A 16,228-nucleotide genomic window follows, 5' to 3' on the forward strand; every position below is an offset into this window, starting at 1 on the left:
TACCGCGGCAGACACGGCGCCCTCGGAAGAGCGGCAAGCGTGACCGAGATGGGCCCGCTCCGTGCACTGAGGGTCGTCGTCGTGGGCTATGGCCCCGTAGGCGCCCGCTTCGCAGACGAGCTGCTGCCTTCTGTGCGTGCCGGTGTCGTCGAACTGACCGTCGTGGGCGCAGAGGGCGCGGATGCCTACAATCGCGTGCTCGTCGCCGAGTACGCCGTGGGGAACTCCGAGTGGGACGACATGGTGCTGCACACGGCCGACGACGTGCGCGCGGCCGGCGGGCGCGTCGAGACCGGGACCCGCGTCGTGCTCATCGACCGCGATACGTCGTGCGTAGTCCTGGAGAGCGGCGAGCGGATTCCATACGACCGCTTGGTGCTGGCGACCGGTGCGAGGGCGAACGTCCCGACCCTCGACGGCATCGAACGCGTGGTGCGCGACCTGCGGACTCTTCAGCGGTCGGGTTCCCGTCTGATCGGGGCGGATGACGAGCTGCCGCAGGGGGTCACCGTGCTGCGCGACCTCGCGGACGCCGCACGCGTACGCGAGGCGGCACGAGCGGGCGGTCGCGTCGTCGTGCTCGGTGCCGGTGTGCTCGGTCTGGAGTTCGCGCTTCTCGCGGCGCGTGCCGGCGCGCAGGCCTGCGTCGTGCACCACGGTCCCGTTCCCATGCCCCGCAACCTCGACACGGGCGGCGGCACCGTGCTCGCCGCTTCGCTGCGCAAGGCGGGCGTCACGGTCATCGCGCACAGCCGGGCCGAAGCAATCGTCTTCCGCACGGACGAGGACGGCGAGCGGCGATTCAGCGCGCTCGCGACGGCCGACGGCAAGCACATCCACGGCGATCTGCTCGTGCTCTCCTGCGGCGTCGGCGCCCGGTCCGAGCTCGCAGCGACAGCGGGCCTGCGCACCGCCGCCGGCATCGTGGTCACGCCCGAGCTGCGCTCCTGGACCGACCCGGCCGTCTACGCGATCGGCGACTGCGCGCACGTCGTCGACCCGGCGGGGCAGGATCACGGCGCCCGGCTTTCGGGGGGACCGTCGGGGCTGATCGGCCCGGGCTGGCGGCAGGCCGAATGGCTGGCCGGGCGGTTCGCGACGGAGGCCGTGGGCAGCGAGCACGAGGCTGAGCCGCCGGCAGAGCGCCCATCAGTCGTGATGCTCAAGGGTGAGGACGTCGACGTCGTCGCCGTCGGAGATGTCTCCCCCGAACCGTGGGACGCTCAGCCATGGGATGCCGACCCGGCCGACGCGCCGCGCGCCGTTGCGCAGTGGGCCGATCCCGAGCACGGCAGGTACGTGAAGATGATCACGCGCGAAGGCATCCTCGAGGGCTTCGTGAGCGTTGGGATGCCTAAGACATCGGCAGAGCTGACGCTGCTGTTCGAACGCGGTGGCGAGCTGCCGGCCGACCGGTCGCTGCTGCTGCGCTTCGACGGCCCCGATTACACGCCGGAGTCGAACGCCTCGGCGTTCGCCCCCGACGCCACCGTGTGCTGGTGCAACGGGGTCTCAGTTGCGCAGATCCAATCGGCGGCATCCGACGGCAACGACACAGTCGCATGCATCGGCAAGGCGACACGAGCCGGCACGGGTTGCGGCGGCTGCAAAGGGCGCATCGCGGAGCTGCTCGAGCGACTGGCCGACCCGGACGAGGTCGCTGTCTGAGTTCTGGAGCCGACCTGGGCCGCACGCGTCATGCGCGGGCCAGGATGCCACTCAGATCGCTTCCCGTCGGAAGCGCGCCGTACTGCCACCGCCGGTCGTCGCCGAGGCGCGAAGCCACGAAGGCGTCGGAGACCGCCGCGGGCGCATACCTGAGCAGCAGCGAGGCCTGCAGCACGAGCGCCAGGTCTTCGGTGATCCGCCTTGCATCTGTCGCGGCGTCGTCGGGCTCCTGCTCGGCGAGGGTGCGCACCTCTTCGCGCACAAGCCTCAGGTGCGTGTCGAACTCGCGGTGGACGCCCCCCGCCTGCGACACCTCGGCGTCGAACGCTTCGAAAACACCGGGTGCCGCCAGTGCGCGCAACGTGTCGAGGGCTATGACGTTGCCCGACCCCTCCCACACCGCCATCACGGGTTGCTCCCGGTAGCGCATGGCGAGCGGAAAGTCTTCGGTATAGCCGTTGCCGCCGAGGCACTCCAGCGCCTCTGCGGCGTGCGCTGGACCACGTTTGCACACCCAGTACTTGCTCACGGCCGTGGCCAGCCGACGGAATGCGACCTCCTCGTGCGAGGCGTCATCGTCGTGCGCCCTGGCCAGACGCAGCGCCGTGGCCGTCGCCGCCTCGGACTCGAGGGCGAGGTCGGCGACGACGCTGCGCATGGCGGGCTGATCGACGAGCAGGCGGCCGAACGCCGCTCGTCCTCGCACATGCCACGCCGCCTCCGCCACCGACTGCCTCATGCCGGCAGCGGATCCGAGCACACAGTCCAGCCGCGTGCGCGCAACCATCTCGATGATGGTGCGGATGCCTGCCCCCGGTTCACCCACCAGGTGACCCACCGTGCCGTCGAACTCGACCTCGCACGACGCGTTCGAGCGGTTGCCCAGCTTGTTCTTGAGCCGTTGGATGCGGAACACATTGCGGGAGCCGCCGTCGAGCACTCGCGGAACCAGGAAGCATCCGATTCCCTCGGGAGTCTGGGCGAGCACGAGGAAGGCATCCGACATGGGTGCCGAGCAGAACCACTTGTGGCCGGTGATCAGGTAACCATCGGCCGTCCGCATGGCGACGGTGCGGTTCGCGCGAACGTCGCTGCCGCCCTGCTTCTCCGTCATCGCCATGCCGAAGAGTGCGCCCGGCTTGTTCGCGGCGTCCACGAGCCGCCCGTCGTATCCCCTGCCGAACACGCGAGGCAACCAGACGTCCGCGAGCTCTGGCTGCTGGCGAAGCGCTGGCACGACAGCGTGCGTCATCGAGATCGGACACGCATGCCCCGGCTCGACCTGCGCGAACAGCATGAATGCCGCCGCTCTTGCCACGTTGGCACCTGCACGAGGATGCGCCCATGCGGAGGTGTGCGCGCCGTGCTCGACCGCGGAGGCGATGACCTCGTGGTACGCGGGGTGGTATTCGATCTCGTCGACCCTGTTGCCCTGCCTGTCGTGCGTGTGCAGCACGGGCGGGTACCGGTGTGCGAGGTCGGCCGCGTGCTGGAATTCCGCGGTTCCGACGTGCCGCCCGATCGCCGACAGGTCGTCGAGCGCCCAGGCGGCGTCGTGGCGGCGCACCCCTTCGACGAGCGGGAGATTCGCCTCGAATTCGTCGACACCCACACGCGCGGCCGGCTGGTTCGTCACCTCGTGGGTGCTGTGTGGTTCTGGCATCGTCATCGAAGGCCTCCTCTGCACGTTCCTGCGCGGATCACGATCTCACAGTCGGCCGGATTCACTGTGATGCCGCCGTGACACGCCCCTTACTCCCAGGGCACGGGCGACGTAACACACCCTCAATATGGTCGACCCATGTCATCGGTCGCCGCAGCAGAGCACGGCACGGACACGCACTGTCCATATTGCGCACTGCAGTGCGGCATGACACTCACACGCAACGACGGCGAGACGGCGAGTACGGAGCCGGTCACGGTGTCGGGCCGGTTCTTCCCGACCAATCGCGGTGGTCTGTGCAAGAAGGGCTGGACCTCGGCCACGCTCCTGAACTCGCCGCAGCGCATCCTCCAGCCCCTCATCCGTCGTGCAGACGGCGAGCTCTCTCCCGCCTCGTGGGAGGAAGCGCTCGACCTCATCGCCTCTCGACTGGCCGAGTGCCGCCGAGAGCACGGTGCGGACGCCGTCGGAGTCTTCGGCGGAGGCGGACTGACGAACGAGAAGGCCTACCAGCTGGGCAAGTTCGCAAGGATCGCCCTGGGCACGTCCCGAATCGACTACAACGGCAGATTCTGCATGTCGTCGGCGGCGGCCGCCACAAATCGGGCCTTCGGGCTCGACAGGGGCCTGCCGTTCCCGGTGGCCGACCTCGATGAGGCGAGCACGATCCTGCTGCTCGGTTCGAACATGGCCGACACGATGCCGCCCATCCTGTCGCACCTGGAGAACGCCAGGAAGGCCGGCGGTCTCATCGTCGTCGACCCGCGCGAGAGCTCGACCGCGAAACTGACCGCCGACGGTGCAGGCATCCATGTTCAGCCGATCCCCGGCTCGGACCTCGCCCTGCTGCTCGGGCTGATCCACATCGTCATCGCCGAACGCCTCTACGACGCCGAGTACATCGAAGCACGCACGAGCGGCTTCGCCGCGCTCAGGCGAAGCGTCTCATCATGGTGGCCGGAGCGCACTCAGGCCGCCACCGGCGTGCCAGCTGCGCAACTGCGCGAGGTCGCGCGCCGCTTGGCAGGCGGCGGAACCTACATTCTGACCGGCCGTGGCGTCGAGCAGCACGTGAACGGCACGGACACCGCGACCGCGGCGATCAATCTTGCGCTCATCCTCGGACTGCCCGGATCGGAGACGGGCGGCTACGGAACCGTGACCGGTCAGGGCAACGGTCAAGGCGGCAGGGAGCATGGCCAGAAGTGTGATCAGCTCCCTGGCTACCGCAAGATCACCGACCCGGATGCCCGCAGGCACGTCGCCGCCGTGTGGGGCGTCGACGAAGCGGACATCCCCGGTCCCGGGCTGCCGGCCGTTCAACTGCTTGCCTCGCTGGGGCAGCCGGGGGGCGTGCGCACGCTGCTCGTGCACGGCGCGAACGTCGTGGTCTCCGCACCGAACGCATCCGAGGTCATGGCGGCACTGGAACGACTCGACTTCCTCGTGGTGTGCGACTTCTTCCTCTCTGAGACGGCACGGTTCGCCGACGTCGTGCTTCCGGTCACGCAGTGGGCCGAGGAGGAGGGCACCATGACCAATCTCGAGGGAAGGGTCATCCGCAGGAAGCGCGCGCTCGACCCGCCCCCCGGCGTTCGGAGCGAGCTCTGGGTGTTCGCCGAACTCGCGGCCCGGCTCGGTGCGCCAGGGGTCTACGACACAGACGCGTCCGCCGTCTTCGACGAACTCGCGAGGGCCTCGGAAGGCGGTATCGCGGACTACTCGGGACTCAGCTACTCCGTGCTCGATGCCGGCAGACCCGCGTACTGGCCCTATCCCAAGGGGCGCAGGGGCACCCCCCGCTTGTTCGCCGACCGCTTCGCCACACCCGACGGGCTGGCGAACATCGTGCCCGTCACCGTTCGCCCGGGCGCAGAACCCCGCCCCGTCGGAGATGAACTGGCGCTCATCACGGGACGCCTGCTCGAGCACTACCAGTCGGGCAGCCAGACGAGACGCGTTCCTGAACTGAGCACGGCACAGCCCGAACTGAGAGCGCAACTGCACCCCGCAACGGCGGCCGACCGTGGGCTGGCAGACGGCGATCGCATCGAGCTTCGCAACCGGCGGGGCGTGGTGAGAGCCGTTGTGCAGACGACGCGCGGCATCCGGCACGACACGGTCTTCCTGCCGTTCCACTTCGCCGGCGATCAGAGCGCCAACATTCTGGTGTCAGACGCCACAGACCCCATCTCGTCCATGCCCGAGTTCAAGACGAGCGTCGTGACGATTCACGCGATCGACGCGGCGGCCCATCAAGATATGTGAGGAGAGCACCATGTCCATCTACGAGGAGATCGGCGGAGCCGACGCGCTCACCGCAGTGGTCGACGACTTCTACGACCGGGTACTTGCCGACGATGAGCTGGCCGACTTCTTCATCGGCGTCAACATGACACGGCTGAAGCGACTGCAGGTCGAGTTCTTCACGGTGGCGCTCGGCGGTCCGCAGGATGCCTACACGGGCGCCGCCATGGACGAGGTGCACCGCGGCCTTGAGATCGGTGCGCACCATTTCGGCCTCGTGGCGGGCCATCTGACCGATGCGCTGACGGATGCCGGCGTTCCGCCAGAGACCGTGTCGACCATCATCGGCGCAATCGCACCGCTGCAGTCGGACATCGTCACGGCGTGAACGTCTCGGGGGCCGGTCGAGTACTACTCGGCTCGCTCCTGGGCGTCCGCCTCCGACTCGTCATCGTCTGACCCAGCTGGCTCGTCCGACTCGGCGCGCTCGGTCGACTCGTCCGATTCGCCTGCCTCGGTCGAATCGTCCGGCTCATCCGGGGTCTCCTCGAAGAGTCCGAGCGGTGGTGTCACGGTGACGGTTCCCGCCTTGACATCGACCTCCGGCACGATCGCGGAGACGAACGGAACAAGCACTTCGCCCTGCTTCGTCGACACGGCGAGAAGGTCTTGAGCGGGAAGATGGTCGACGCGGGCGACGGTCCCGACCGGTTCGCCGTCCCGCAGCACGGTCAGTCCGACGAGCTGGTGGTCGTACCAGGCATCCTCTTCGACCTCATCGTCCTGATCGACCCACAGAATGGCCTTGATCAGCGTCTCGGCCTCCGAGCGGTCGCTCACGCCTTCGAAGAATCCGACGGCATGCCCGTTGTACCAGCGCAGTTCGGACAGCGTGATCGTCTTGCCGTGCCACTTCGAACCGCTTGGCACCTGCAGCGAGAACTCGGCGCCCGGTGTGAATCGGCGCTCGGGGTCATCGGTGAAAAGCTCGAGCTTGATGGCGCCCTTGAGACCGTGCGCCTTGGTCAGTCTGCCGACGCGAAGCTGCTGCTTCGGCTGTTTCGGCTCGGTTCTCTTCCCGCTCACCGTTCGTCAGTCGACGAGATCGACACGAACGCGCTTGCCGTCGGCAAGTGCGTTCACGACAGTGCGAAGCGCTTTCGCCGTGCGACCGGAGCGGCCGATCACGCGGCCGAGATCCTCGGGGTTCACGTGAACCTCGAGGACCTCGCCGCGCGAGGACTCCTTCGCCACGACGCGAACGTCGTCAGGATGGTCGACGATTCCCTCGACCAGGTGCTGCAGAGCGGGAGCGAGCAAGGTTTTACGCCTCGGTCGTCTCGTCGGCCGACTCGGAGGCCGCTGCCTCCGGCTCGGCCTTGGGGGCCGGCCTGTCTGCCTTGGGCTTGAGGACCGGCTTCTTCTTCTCGTCTGCGACGAACGCGACCTTGGCCTCAGCCGTCTTGACGGTGCTCACCGCGTTCTTGTCGCCCTTGAACTTGCCCCAGTCTCCGGTGAGCTTGAGGATGGCCTGCACCTGCTCGGTCGGCTGTGCGCCGACGCCGAGCCAGTACTGGGCGCGCTCCGAGTCGACCTCGATGAACGAGGGCTCCTCGGTGGGGTGGTACTTGCCGATCTCCTCGATCACACGACCATCGCGCTTGGTGCGCGAGTCGGCGACGACGATGCGGTAGTAAGGGGCACGGATCTTTCCGAGCCTCTTGAGGCGGATCTTGACAGCCACGGTTCTCCTGAGTGTGTTTTGACGTGTTTCGCGAACTGACTGCCGAGGGCGTGGGGGCACACAGGGCAGGAGGTCTGATGGAGAGTTTTCCCACGGGCTGATAGAGGGTCGTTCCGTGAGAACTCGACTGACCATTCTTGCAGATTCTGGCGCCCGACCGATAATCGCAGTCTTGCGCTCGGCGGCCGGCGGTCCAGGGCCGAGCCCATCATCGCACCGCGGCTGCTATGCGGCTATGCGCCTTGCCGCAGCGAGGCCCTCCGACGTCGCACGCACGGCATCCACTCCGCTGGCGTCCCTGGCTCCACCGACGAGCTCGAAGCGGATGCCCGCGACGCCCAGCTCCGCCGTGAGTGGCGCATGCGGTTCCTGCCCGGCGCACACGATGACCGCAGCGGCGGGCAGCAGCGTGGTCGCCCCGTCCTCGCGCTCGATGACCAGGCCTTCCGACGTGATCTCCCGGTATCGCACGCCGGAGATCATGGTGACGCCGGCGTCCCGGAGCGCACCGACCACGACCCAGCGCGCCGTGATGCCGATGCCTGCGCCGAACTTGCCGCTGCGGCGCAGCACCGTCACCTGGGAACCCGGGCGCGGCGCGCGCCCGCCTTGCCGATTGGCCCACGGACGCCGCTCGGACTCCAGCAGATCGGCGGGCCACGACAGGCCGAAGCGCGGCGCGAAGCGTTCGGCGCGGGTCAGGGCATCCGCGGGTTCGACGAGCATGGTGGCGACGTCGACGCCTATGCCACCGCCGCCGATGATGACGACCGGGCCATCGGGCACGCCGCCGCGGATCGCCGTCTCGTAGTCGATCACGTTCGCGCCGTCGGCACCTGGCAGGTCGACGGTCCGCGGTCGCACGCCCGACGCGAGCACGACACCGTCGAAGACGCCGAGGTCGTCTGCCGTTGCCGTCGTGTCCAGCAGCACGCGTGCGCCGAGGCGCTCGAGCTCGAGTGCGGCGGCTCTCGGCGTGGCGGCATAGTCGTCTTTGCCGGGGATGCGCGCGGCGAGCCCGAACTGTCCGCCGAGTTCTCCTGCCGCCTCGTACACCGTTACCTCGTGCCCTCTGCGTGCCAGGTCGACTGCCGCAGCCATGCCTGCCGGGCCTCCCCCGACGACGGCGACGCTGGAGCGCGACCTGGTCGGTCCCAGCGGATGCGCCGCCTCGCGTCCGGCGCGCGGATTCACCAGACATGAGACGGGCGCAGACACCAGGGACCTGTCGATGCACGCCTGGTCGCACCCGATGCAGGTGTTGACGGCGGCGAAATCGCCTGCCATGGAGCGGGCGACGATGAGCGGGTCGGCGAGAAAGGGCCTGGCCAGGGCGACAGCGTCCACCAAGCCCCGTTCCAGCGCCGACTCGGCATCGCGCAGGTCGGTGAACCTGTTGCTGGCGATGACCGCGGCCGTCGAGCCCGCGGACTTCAGCTCGGCTGCGATCCGCTCAGCAGCAGCGAGCCAGGCGCCATGCGGAACGGGCGCCTGCACCGTCGGCACACGCGACTCGTGCCATCCGATGCCGACGCTGATCGCGTCGGCTCCCTCGGCCGCAAGCGACGCCGCGAGGCGCGCGTACTCGTCTGGACGCGGTCCCCCTGGCATGAGGTCGTCGCCCGAGAGCCGAACCACGACAGGCAGGTCGACGGCCGCTCGCACCGCTCGCACGACCTCCATCGCGAACCTGTTCCGGCGCGGGGCGTCGCCGCCCCACTCGTCGTCCCGAAGGTTCGTGATGGGTGAGCAGAACTGGTTGATCAGGTAGCCCTCCGACGCCATGACCTCTACCGCGTCGAATCCGAGCCCCTGCGCGACCGCTGCGGCCTCCGCGAACTCCGTGACGGTGCGAGCGATCTCGTCGCCGGTGAGCTGCCTCGGAACGACGCCCCGGGCGGCGGACCACGGCACAGGCGAAGGTGCGACGGGATGCTCCGGCCGGCCGTCGGCATCCGTCATCCCCTCCAGCACGGCGTAGCGGCCTGCGTGGAAGAGCTGAGCGCAGATGTGGCCGCCGGCGTCGTGCACGGCGTCGACCACCGTTCGGAGCCTGTGCTGTGCTGCCGGGTCGGTGAGCACGGCGTAATCGGGTCCGGCTCGTCCTGCCGAGGTGACGGCGAGCCCGCCCGTGATGATGAGGGATGCGCCGCCCTCCACGCGCTCGCGGTAGAACGCGGCGAGGGCCTCTCCCCCGTCGTCGTGTGCTTCGAGCCCGGTGTGCATGCTGCCGACCACCACTCGGTGCGGCAGCCGCAGGGAGCCCAGCGACCAGGGCGAGAAGGTGCGGTCGAGAGTGGTGGCTGGCATCCGGCTGTCGTCTCAGGTGGTGCGCGTCTAGTCGCCGTAGACGGCGGCCCGCAGCTCCCCGCTCGTGTCCGACCAGAACGGCGGAGCCACGACGGTGAGTCCGCCATCGACCGTGATGGTCTGACCTGTGATGTACCCCGCGCCGGACCCGAGCAGGAACTCGACGGCCGACGCCATGTCGTCCGCCGTTCCCGGGTGGCCGAGCGGCACCTTCTCGATCACGCTGTTCATGGGGGCCATGCCCGGCACCCGCTCGTAGAAGTACGCGAGCGAGTCGGTGTCGATGAGGCCGCCGTTGACGGCGTTGACGGTGATGTTCCGGGGCCCGAACTCGGTCGCCATGAACTTCACGTACGTCTCTACCGCCGCCTTCGCCGCACCGAGCGAGGCGTAGGTGGGGAAGGCGCGCAGGGAGCCATAGCTCGTGACGGCGACGATGCGGCCGCCTTGCTCGCCCATCAGTGCAACGGCACGTTGGGCGCCGAGCACGAAGGAGCGCACGTTCATCGCCCAGTTGCGGTCGAGGTGGTGCAGCTTGAGCGCCGAGATCGGCTTGAAGGCGCTCGCGGCAGCATTGGCCACGAAGGCATCCAGCCTGCCGTACTCGGAGCGGATGGTCTCGAACATCGCATCGATGTCGTCCGGCTCCTCGATGTCCGCCTGCACCGTTATGCCGTCTCCACCGGCCTCGCGCAGCTCGCGCACGACGTCATCGGCCAGCTCCGCGTTCTTCTTGTAGTTGACCACCACGTGCTCGCCCTTGGCAGCGAGCTTCAGCGCCAACACGCGACCGATGCCGCGCGAGCTGCCGGTGATCAGGGTGACGCGGGGGGAATCGGACGTCATGGGGGTGTGTGCTCCTGTCGTTGTCATCGGATGCCCGTGGCCGGCTCTGCCTCGCCTCGTGCCTCAGTTTTGGTGCGCCTGTTCGCGGCCTAGCTCAGACCCGCCCGGTGAGCACAGCGCGGCTCACCACCAGCTTCTGGATCTCGTTCGTGCCCTCCTCGAATCGCTGCGCGCGGGCATCCCGGTAGACGCGCTCGATGGCGTTGCGCTTCCAGTAGCCCTGGCCGCCGTGCACCTGAAGGGCCTTGTCCGTGACCCGGGTGAGCATGTCGACGGCGATCATCTTGGAGGCGCTGGAGAGCACGTCTGCGTTCGGCGCCCCGTTCTCGTAGGCGCGAGCCGCCTCGAGCACGAGCGCCCTCGCGGCCTGGATGTCGGCGTAGTTCTCGGCGAGCATGAACTGGATCGCCTGGCGTTCCGCGATCTTCTTGCCGAACGTCTCCCTGCGCTGCGAGTACTGCACCGCGAGTTCCTGAGCGCGTTCCGCAAGTCCGACGCAGCTCATCGCCACGGACACTCGGCTGGGCAGCAGGAATCCGCCGAGCAGCACGTCGAGACCCTGACCCTCTTCGCCTACCCGGTTCGCCACAGGCACCGGGGTGTCGTGGAACCTGAGGATGGCGTGGTCGGTGCCGTGCACGCCCATGGTCTGCGAGTCATCGATCACCTCGGCGCCTGGGAGCCCCGTGTTCGGCAGCATGATGGCAACGGTGCCGTCTTTGCCGCTCGTTCCCTCGAGCCTGGCCCCCAGCAGCCACCAGTCGCACTTCACCCCGAAGGTGATGAGGTGCTTCTCGCCGTTCAGGTAGTAGGTGTCGCCCTCGCGGCGCACCGTCGTGCGCAGGTCGGCGCCGCTGCCTGCGGTGGACTCGGTGAGGGTGAACGCGACGAGCTTCTCACCCTTGACGGACGGCACGATGAACGTCTCGCGCTGCTCGTCGGTCATGAACGGGTCCATCGCCCGCCACGTGCCGTTGACGACGTGCACGAGCATGCGGATGGAGGCGTGTGAGCGGGAGAAGATCTCCATCAACTCCAGGTACTGGGGAAACGGGATGCCGCGTCCGCCGAGCCGCGCAGGGGCTGCCAGGCCGAGGTATCCGAGGTCACGCAGCTCGGCGAAGAGCTCGTCCGGCACCGAGCCGGTGCTCTCGATCCGCTCCGCGTACTCCTCGCCAGGTCCGGTCACCCAGTCGGTGATCTGCCTTTTGAGCGCCTCGAACTCCTCGTCGACGACGGTCATGCCTTCTCCTTCTTGTCCACGGGGTCGTTACCGGCCGAGCCGGACTCCACCAGCGCCGCGGCACGCTCACGCAGGATGTTCTTCTGGATCTTGCCGACGACGTTGCGCGGGAGCGCGTCCACGAGTTCGACGCGCTCAGGCCAGTAGTACTTGGAGGTGCCGTGGCGGCCGAGATAATCCTGCACCTCCTTCAGCGTCAGGGCCGAATCGACGGCCGCGGGAACCACGAAAGCGCACGCGCGCTCCCCGAGCCTCTTGTCGGGCATGGCCACGATGGCCACGTCGGTGACCTTGGGATGCTGGTAGAGCAGGTTCTCGATCTCGACGACCGGGATCTTCTCGCCGCCGCGATTGATGACGTCCTTGACCCGGCCCGTGATGTGCAGGAATTCGGCCTCGTCGAGGTAGGCCAGGTCGCCCGTGCGGTACCAGCCGTCGTCGGTGAAGACATCCGCCGTGAGGTCGGGTCGCTGCAGGTAGCCACCGAAGACCGTGGGTGAGCGCAGTTCGTAGTTGCCTTCGGCACCTGCCGGCAGCTCGGCGCCCTCGTCGTCCACGATGCGGATGTCGACGCCCGGCAGCGCGCGCCCGTCGCTTCCCCAGGCATCCTCAGGCTTGTCCTCGGGCGAGGCCAGCGTGCCCAGGCATGTCTCGGTCGTGCCGAAAGCGCCGAGCACCGATGTGCCGAGCACCGCGGTGGCACGCTCGGCCAGCGCTCTTGGCACCGCAGCGCCCGTGGCCACGAAGATGCGGAGGCTCTCCGGAACGGCGGCCCCCGCCTCGACGCGTGAGACGAGGTCGGAGAGGAACGGCGTTGCCGCCTGCACGAAGGTCGCTCCGGCCTGGCCGAACGCGCGCTTCAGCGACACGTCGGCATCCCACACCGGCTGAATGACGACGGCAACGCCGAGACGCCATGCCAGCAGCATCCCGTACAGGAAACCGGTCTGATGCGCCAAGGGCGACGGCACGTAGATACGGTCGTCCGGTCCAAGACCCAGGTGGCGCACCTCCATCGCAGTGGCCAACCCGAGGCTGCGATAGGTGTGCTGCACACCCTTCGGCTCGCCGGTCGTGCCAGAGGTGAACAGCAACTGGCAGTAGTCGTCAAGGCCGGGCGCGGCCGCCGCGATGGCATCCTTGTCCACGGTCACCGCGGCCAGTGCCGTGTCGTAGTAGCGCCAGGTCCACTCGGTGGTCCTCGCGTTCGCGACGGCATCGTTCGGAATGGGCGGGATCTGCACGGAGGCGTCCGCGCCGTGCCTGTGATCGCTGCGGATGACCACGACGTGCTCGACCGCGAGACGCCTGCCCTGGGCGTCCGCCTCGTCGATCGCGGACAGCAACTCGACGACCGGCTGCCTGCCCCTGAAGTAGTTGGGCAGGAACATGACCCGGGCGCGCGATCTCGCAAGTGTCATCGCCGTCTCGCGCGGGCCGAACACCGGCATGATGGGGGTCACCACCCCGCCGACCTGCATGATGCCGAGCGCGATGGCGACGAACTCGCTCCAATTCGGCAACTGCACCGCAACCGGCTCGCCGCGGCGAACGCCGAGGTCGAGCAGCAGTGCAGCCACCTTGTCGGCCTCGTCTCCGAGCTCACGCCAGGTGAGGCTGCTCGAGGCGTGCCCGTCCACCTCCATGACCGCCGCTTCGTCTGGCGCCTCGAGCACCTTGGCGGCGACCGCCTCGGTGAGCATGAGCGGCTCGGCAAGGGCGCCGAGCGACGCCTGCACCTGTTCGGCGGTGGATGCCGGCACCTCGGTCTCCTCCTCGGCCACGGGCTGGCCGATGTTCAGGTTCAGCCCGATGCTGTTCATCTCGTCGAGGAACATCGGGTACGAGATGCGGTAGGCGCGCGGATACGTGAGCGTCGAGACACCGGATGCGCGCGACGCAGCCACGGCGAGCGCCATCAGCACCCGGTGGTCGTTGAACGACGACATCGTGGCGCCCGCAAGCGACTTCACTCCCGTGATGCGCAGCTCGTCCGGATCCTGCTCGAGCCGGCCGCCCATGCGGTTCAGCTGGAGCATGGCTGCGACCCGGTCGGACTCCTTGAGCCGGATGTGCCGCACGTTGTAGAGCCTGGAGGTGCCCTCGGCGAACGTGGCAAGGGTGGACAGCGCAGGCAGCAGGTCGGGGATGGGTCCGCAGTCCACATCGATGGGCTGCAGCTTCAGGCCGTCGTGTGAGATGCGCACGAAGCCCGTCTCCTCGTCCGTGGTCATCGGCACACCCATGGCTGCCGCGAGGTCGAGGAACTCCGCCTCCGGGTGATCGGTCTCTGCCGCGCGGGTGGCGGACATGCCCCTGAAGAGCACGTCGCCCGGATGGACGGCTGCCGCAACGATGCCGAACGCGGCCGAGCCGATGTCGGGCGGAATGCTGTAGTCGGCGGCGCGCGCGATCTGACCGGCAGGTACGCGGTACGTCAGCCAGTCGTCCGAGACATCGACGCGCAGGCCGAACATGCGCATCATGCGCACCGTGAGGTCGACGTAGGGCTGCTCGTTCAGTGCACCGCCGGTGACGTGGATCGTGGTGTCGGTCTCGGCGAACGGTGCGAGCAGGAGCAGACCGCTCAACCACTGGGAGAGCGTGCCCGCGATGGAGACGTCGCCGCCACGGGGGCGTAACGGTTGCACGGTGATCGGCGGGCAGTCGTCCGTGCTCTCCAGCCGCACTCCCATCTGCTGCAGCGAGTCCAGCAGCGCTTTGATGGGCCGGCGCCTGAAGTACTTCATGCCCGTGAGCGTGATCGGCTTGTCGGCGAGGGCGGCGAGCCCCGTCATGAAGTAGAGCGTGGTGCCGCTCGATCCGACGTTGAGGAGGCCCTCCGGTCCGCTCGATCCGCGTTCGACGACGTCGGAGGCCCGGTAGTGCCCGCTGACCCCCTTGATGACGTAGCGATCATCCGCCACGTCGATCTGCGCACCCAGCGCGCGCAGAACGCTCACGGTCCACTCGATCTGTCGCGTCGTCGAGAGTCCGGTGATCACACTCGTGCCCTCGGCGAGCGAGGCCAGCACCAGCGCGCGATGCGCGTGGTATTTCGAGACCGGCACGTCGAGCTCGTCGTGCAGTCGGTTGCGGGTTCCCCTAACGATCAGTCGCATATTCACCTTCGCGTGTTCTCGCCAGAACCGGTCCCGGCGATCGCATGCGACGCTGAGGGAACGGTCGTGGCGCCTGTGCCTTGTACGAGGAAAGTCAGCCGACTGCGCCCGACGCTCATGCGACGTGCCGTCATCGCGACCCCACGGCGAACGCTAGGCTATCGGGCGAGTCCCGATTAGGTGGCCGTTTCCGCGGAGTTCCGCCACCGCCGAGCCGGGTGAGGCACATAAGAGGGGCGTCGCATGCGCATCGACTTCTCGGCATCCGAACGCTCCAGCGTGGGCATCGAGTGGGAGATCGCGCTCGTCGACCGCGATACGGGCGACCTGGTGCAGGCCGCCGATGACGTGCTTCCCGCACTGGGTCCAGGCGACGGCAGTGAGCATCCGCAGATCACGCACGAGCTGCTGCTGAACACGATCGAACTCGTCAGCGGCGTGCACAAGAGCGTGCCGCATGCCGTCGCCGACCTCGAGCGCCTCATCGAACGCGTACGAACGGTCACCGACCGACTCGATGTCGAGCTGATGTGTGCAGGAACGCATCCGTTCGCGCAGTGGTTCGACCAGAAACCGACGCCGTCGGAGCGATACGAGCACCTGCTCGAGCGCACGCAGTGGTGGGGGCGCCAGATGCTCATCTGGGGCGTGCACGTGCACGTCGGCATCGAGCGCCGCGACAAGGTGCTGCCCATTCTCAACGGACTGCTCACGTTCTACCCGCACCTGCAGGCGCTCAGCGCGTCCAGCCCGTTCTGGGGCGGCGTGGCCACCGGCTACGCCTCGAACAGGGCGCTCATGTTCCAGCAGCTGCCGACTGCGGGCTTGCCGTGGCAGATGACGCAGTGGGCCGACTACGAGGACTACGTGAGCGACCTGATCACCACCGACGTGATCAGGGACTACACCGAGGTGCGCTGGGACATCCGCCCGTCGCCGCACTGGGGCACCGTGGAGATGCGCGCGTGCGACGGTGTCTCGACCGCCACGGAACTCGGTGCGCTGGCCGCAGTCATCCATTGCCTCGTCGAGCGGATGTCCACCCAGCTCGACGACGGCGAGGTTCCGCTCGTGCTGCAGCCGTGGTTCGTGCGCGAGAACAAGTGGCGAGCCGCGAGGTACGGCATCGACGCCGACATCATCCTCGACCCAGGCGGCGCACAGGGCGGAGTCGCCGAGGGCATCCGCTCGCTCGTCACCGAGCTGGCCCCCACGGCCGACAAGCTCGGCTGCGCGAAGGAGCTCGCCGACGTCGAGCGCATCCTGGAGCGCGGCGTGAGTTACCAGCGGCAGCTTGCGGTCGCCGAGGCCAACGGCGGCAGTCTTCCCGCCGTGGTCTCTTCACTCACGCGCGAGCTACGGAACGGCCTTCGCTGACCGCAGGG

At 68.3% G+C, this 16,228-nt stretch carries 12 protein-coding genes; 4 read left to right on the plus strand and 8 right to left on the minus strand.

The annotated features are described in order from the left end of the window. Positions 1-48: 48 nt before the first annotated feature. Complete coding sequence (locus tag ACO2Q7_RS03100) at positions 49-1,668, plus strand: FAD-dependent oxidoreductase (RefSeq protein ID WP_423355947.1); 1,620 nt, start codon at positions 49-51, stop codon at positions 1,666-1,668. Positions 1,669-1,696: 28 nt separating this feature from the next. Here ACO2Q7_RS03100 and ACO2Q7_RS03105 read toward each other — a convergent pair whose 3' ends face one another. After that, entirely contained in the window at positions 1,697-3,337 is a 1,641-nt protein-coding gene (locus ACO2Q7_RS03105; RefSeq protein WP_423354168.1) for an acyl-CoA dehydrogenase family protein, read from the minus strand. 132 nt (positions 3,338-3,469) lie between these two features. On the opposite strand from ACO2Q7_RS03105, the gene ACO2Q7_RS03110 reads away from it, so the two are divergent. Further along, positions 3,470-5,599 (plus strand): molybdopterin oxidoreductase family protein, encoded by a 2,130-nt coding sequence (locus ACO2Q7_RS03110; protein WP_423354169.1) that lies wholly within the window; start codon positions 3,470-3,472, stop codon positions 5,597-5,599. A gap of 10 nt (positions 5,600-5,609) precedes the next feature. Further along, on the plus strand, positions 5,610-5,966 hold the full coding sequence (locus ACO2Q7_RS03115; protein ID WP_423354170.1) for a group I truncated hemoglobin: 357 nt from the start codon (positions 5,610-5,612) through the stop codon (positions 5,964-5,966). A gap of 23 nt (positions 5,967-5,989) precedes the next feature. Here ACO2Q7_RS03115 and rimM read toward each other — a convergent pair whose 3' ends face one another. The 7 genes from rimM to aroA form a co-directional block, all read right to left on the minus strand. Continuing rightward, positions 5,990-6,664 (minus strand): ribosome maturation factor RimM, encoded by a 675-nt coding sequence (gene rimM, locus ACO2Q7_RS03120; RefSeq protein ID WP_423354171.1) that lies wholly within the window; start codon positions 6,662-6,664, stop codon positions 5,990-5,992. A gap of 6 nt (positions 6,665-6,670) precedes the next feature. Then, positions 6,671-6,898: an RNA-binding protein gene (locus tag ACO2Q7_RS03125; RefSeq protein ID WP_423354172.1), complete on the minus strand. Its 228-nt coding sequence runs from the start codon at positions 6,896-6,898 to the stop codon at positions 6,671-6,673. A gap of 4 nt (positions 6,899-6,902) precedes the next feature. Continuing rightward, complete coding sequence (gene rpsP, locus ACO2Q7_RS03130) at positions 6,903-7,322, minus strand: 30S ribosomal protein S16 (RefSeq protein ID WP_423354173.1); 420 nt, start codon at positions 7,320-7,322, stop codon at positions 6,903-6,905. 225 nt (positions 7,323-7,547) lie between these two features. Beyond that, positions 7,548-9,632, minus strand: a complete 2,085-nt coding sequence (locus tag ACO2Q7_RS03135) for an FAD-dependent oxidoreductase (protein ID WP_423354174.1) — start codon at positions 9,630-9,632, stop codon at positions 7,548-7,550. 27 nt (positions 9,633-9,659) lie between these two features. Beyond that, a complete protein-coding gene (locus ACO2Q7_RS03140; protein WP_423354175.1) occupies positions 9,660-10,478 on the minus strand; it encodes an SDR family oxidoreductase in 819 nt (272 codons plus the stop codon). A gap of 94 nt (positions 10,479-10,572) precedes the next feature. Further along, positions 10,573-11,721 (minus strand): acyl-CoA dehydrogenase family protein, encoded by a 1,149-nt coding sequence (locus ACO2Q7_RS03145; RefSeq protein WP_423354176.1) that lies wholly within the window; start codon positions 11,719-11,721, stop codon positions 10,573-10,575. Continuing rightward, entirely contained in the window at positions 11,718-14,843 is a 3,126-nt protein-coding gene (aroA, locus tag ACO2Q7_RS03150) for a 3-phosphoshikimate 1-carboxyvinyltransferase (protein WP_423354177.1), read from the minus strand. Before aroA ends, ACO2Q7_RS03145 begins: the two co-directional genes overlap by 4 nt. Positions 14,844-15,086: 243 nt before the next feature. On the opposite strand from aroA, the gene ACO2Q7_RS03155 reads away from it, so the two are divergent. Continuing rightward, positions 15,087-16,220 (plus strand): glutamate--cysteine ligase, encoded by a 1,134-nt coding sequence (locus tag ACO2Q7_RS03155; protein WP_423354178.1) that lies wholly within the window; start codon positions 15,087-15,089, stop codon positions 16,218-16,220. Positions 16,221-16,228 lie beyond the last annotated feature (8 nt).

The sequence above is a fragment of the Rathayibacter sp. KR2-224 genome, assembly GCF_049446075.1.
Classification (GTDB): domain Bacteria; phylum Actinomycetota; class Actinomycetes; order Actinomycetales; family Microbacteriaceae; genus Humibacter.

What these genes read in the sequence shown, in the direction of transcription:
- ACO2Q7_RS03100 (WP_423355947.1), top strand. Translation starts at nt 49, where the DNA reads ATGGGCCCGCTCCGTGCACTGAGGGTCGTCGTCGTGGGCTATGGCCCC.
- ACO2Q7_RS03105 (WP_423354168.1), bottom strand. Translation starts at nt 3,337, where the DNA reads ATGACGATGCCAGAACCACACAGCACCCACGAGGTGACGAACCAGCCG.
- ACO2Q7_RS03110 (WP_423354169.1), top strand. Translation starts at nt 3,470, where the DNA reads ATGTCATCGGTCGCCGCAGCAGAGCACGGCACGGACACGCACTGTCCA.
- ACO2Q7_RS03115 (WP_423354170.1), top strand. Translation starts at nt 5,610, where the DNA reads ATGTCCATCTACGAGGAGATCGGCGGAGCCGACGCGCTCACCGCAGTG.
- ACO2Q7_RS03135 (WP_423354174.1), bottom strand. Translation starts at nt 9,632, where the DNA reads ATGCCAGCCACCACTCTCGACCGCACCTTCTCGCCCTGGTCGCTGGGC.
- ACO2Q7_RS03140 (WP_423354175.1), bottom strand. Translation starts at nt 10,478, where the DNA reads ATGACGTCCGATTCCCCCCGCGTCACCCTGATCACCGGCAGCTCGCGC.
- ACO2Q7_RS03145 (WP_423354176.1), bottom strand. Translation starts at nt 11,721, where the DNA reads ATGACCGTCGTCGACGAGGAGTTCGAGGCGCTCAAAAGGCAGATCACC.
- aroA (WP_423354177.1), bottom strand. Translation starts at nt 14,843, where the DNA reads ATGCGACTGATCGTTAGGGGAACCCGCAACCGACTGCACGACGAGCTC.
- ACO2Q7_RS03155 (WP_423354178.1), top strand. Translation starts at nt 15,087, where the DNA reads ATGCGCATCGACTTCTCGGCATCCGAACGCTCCAGCGTGGGCATCGAG.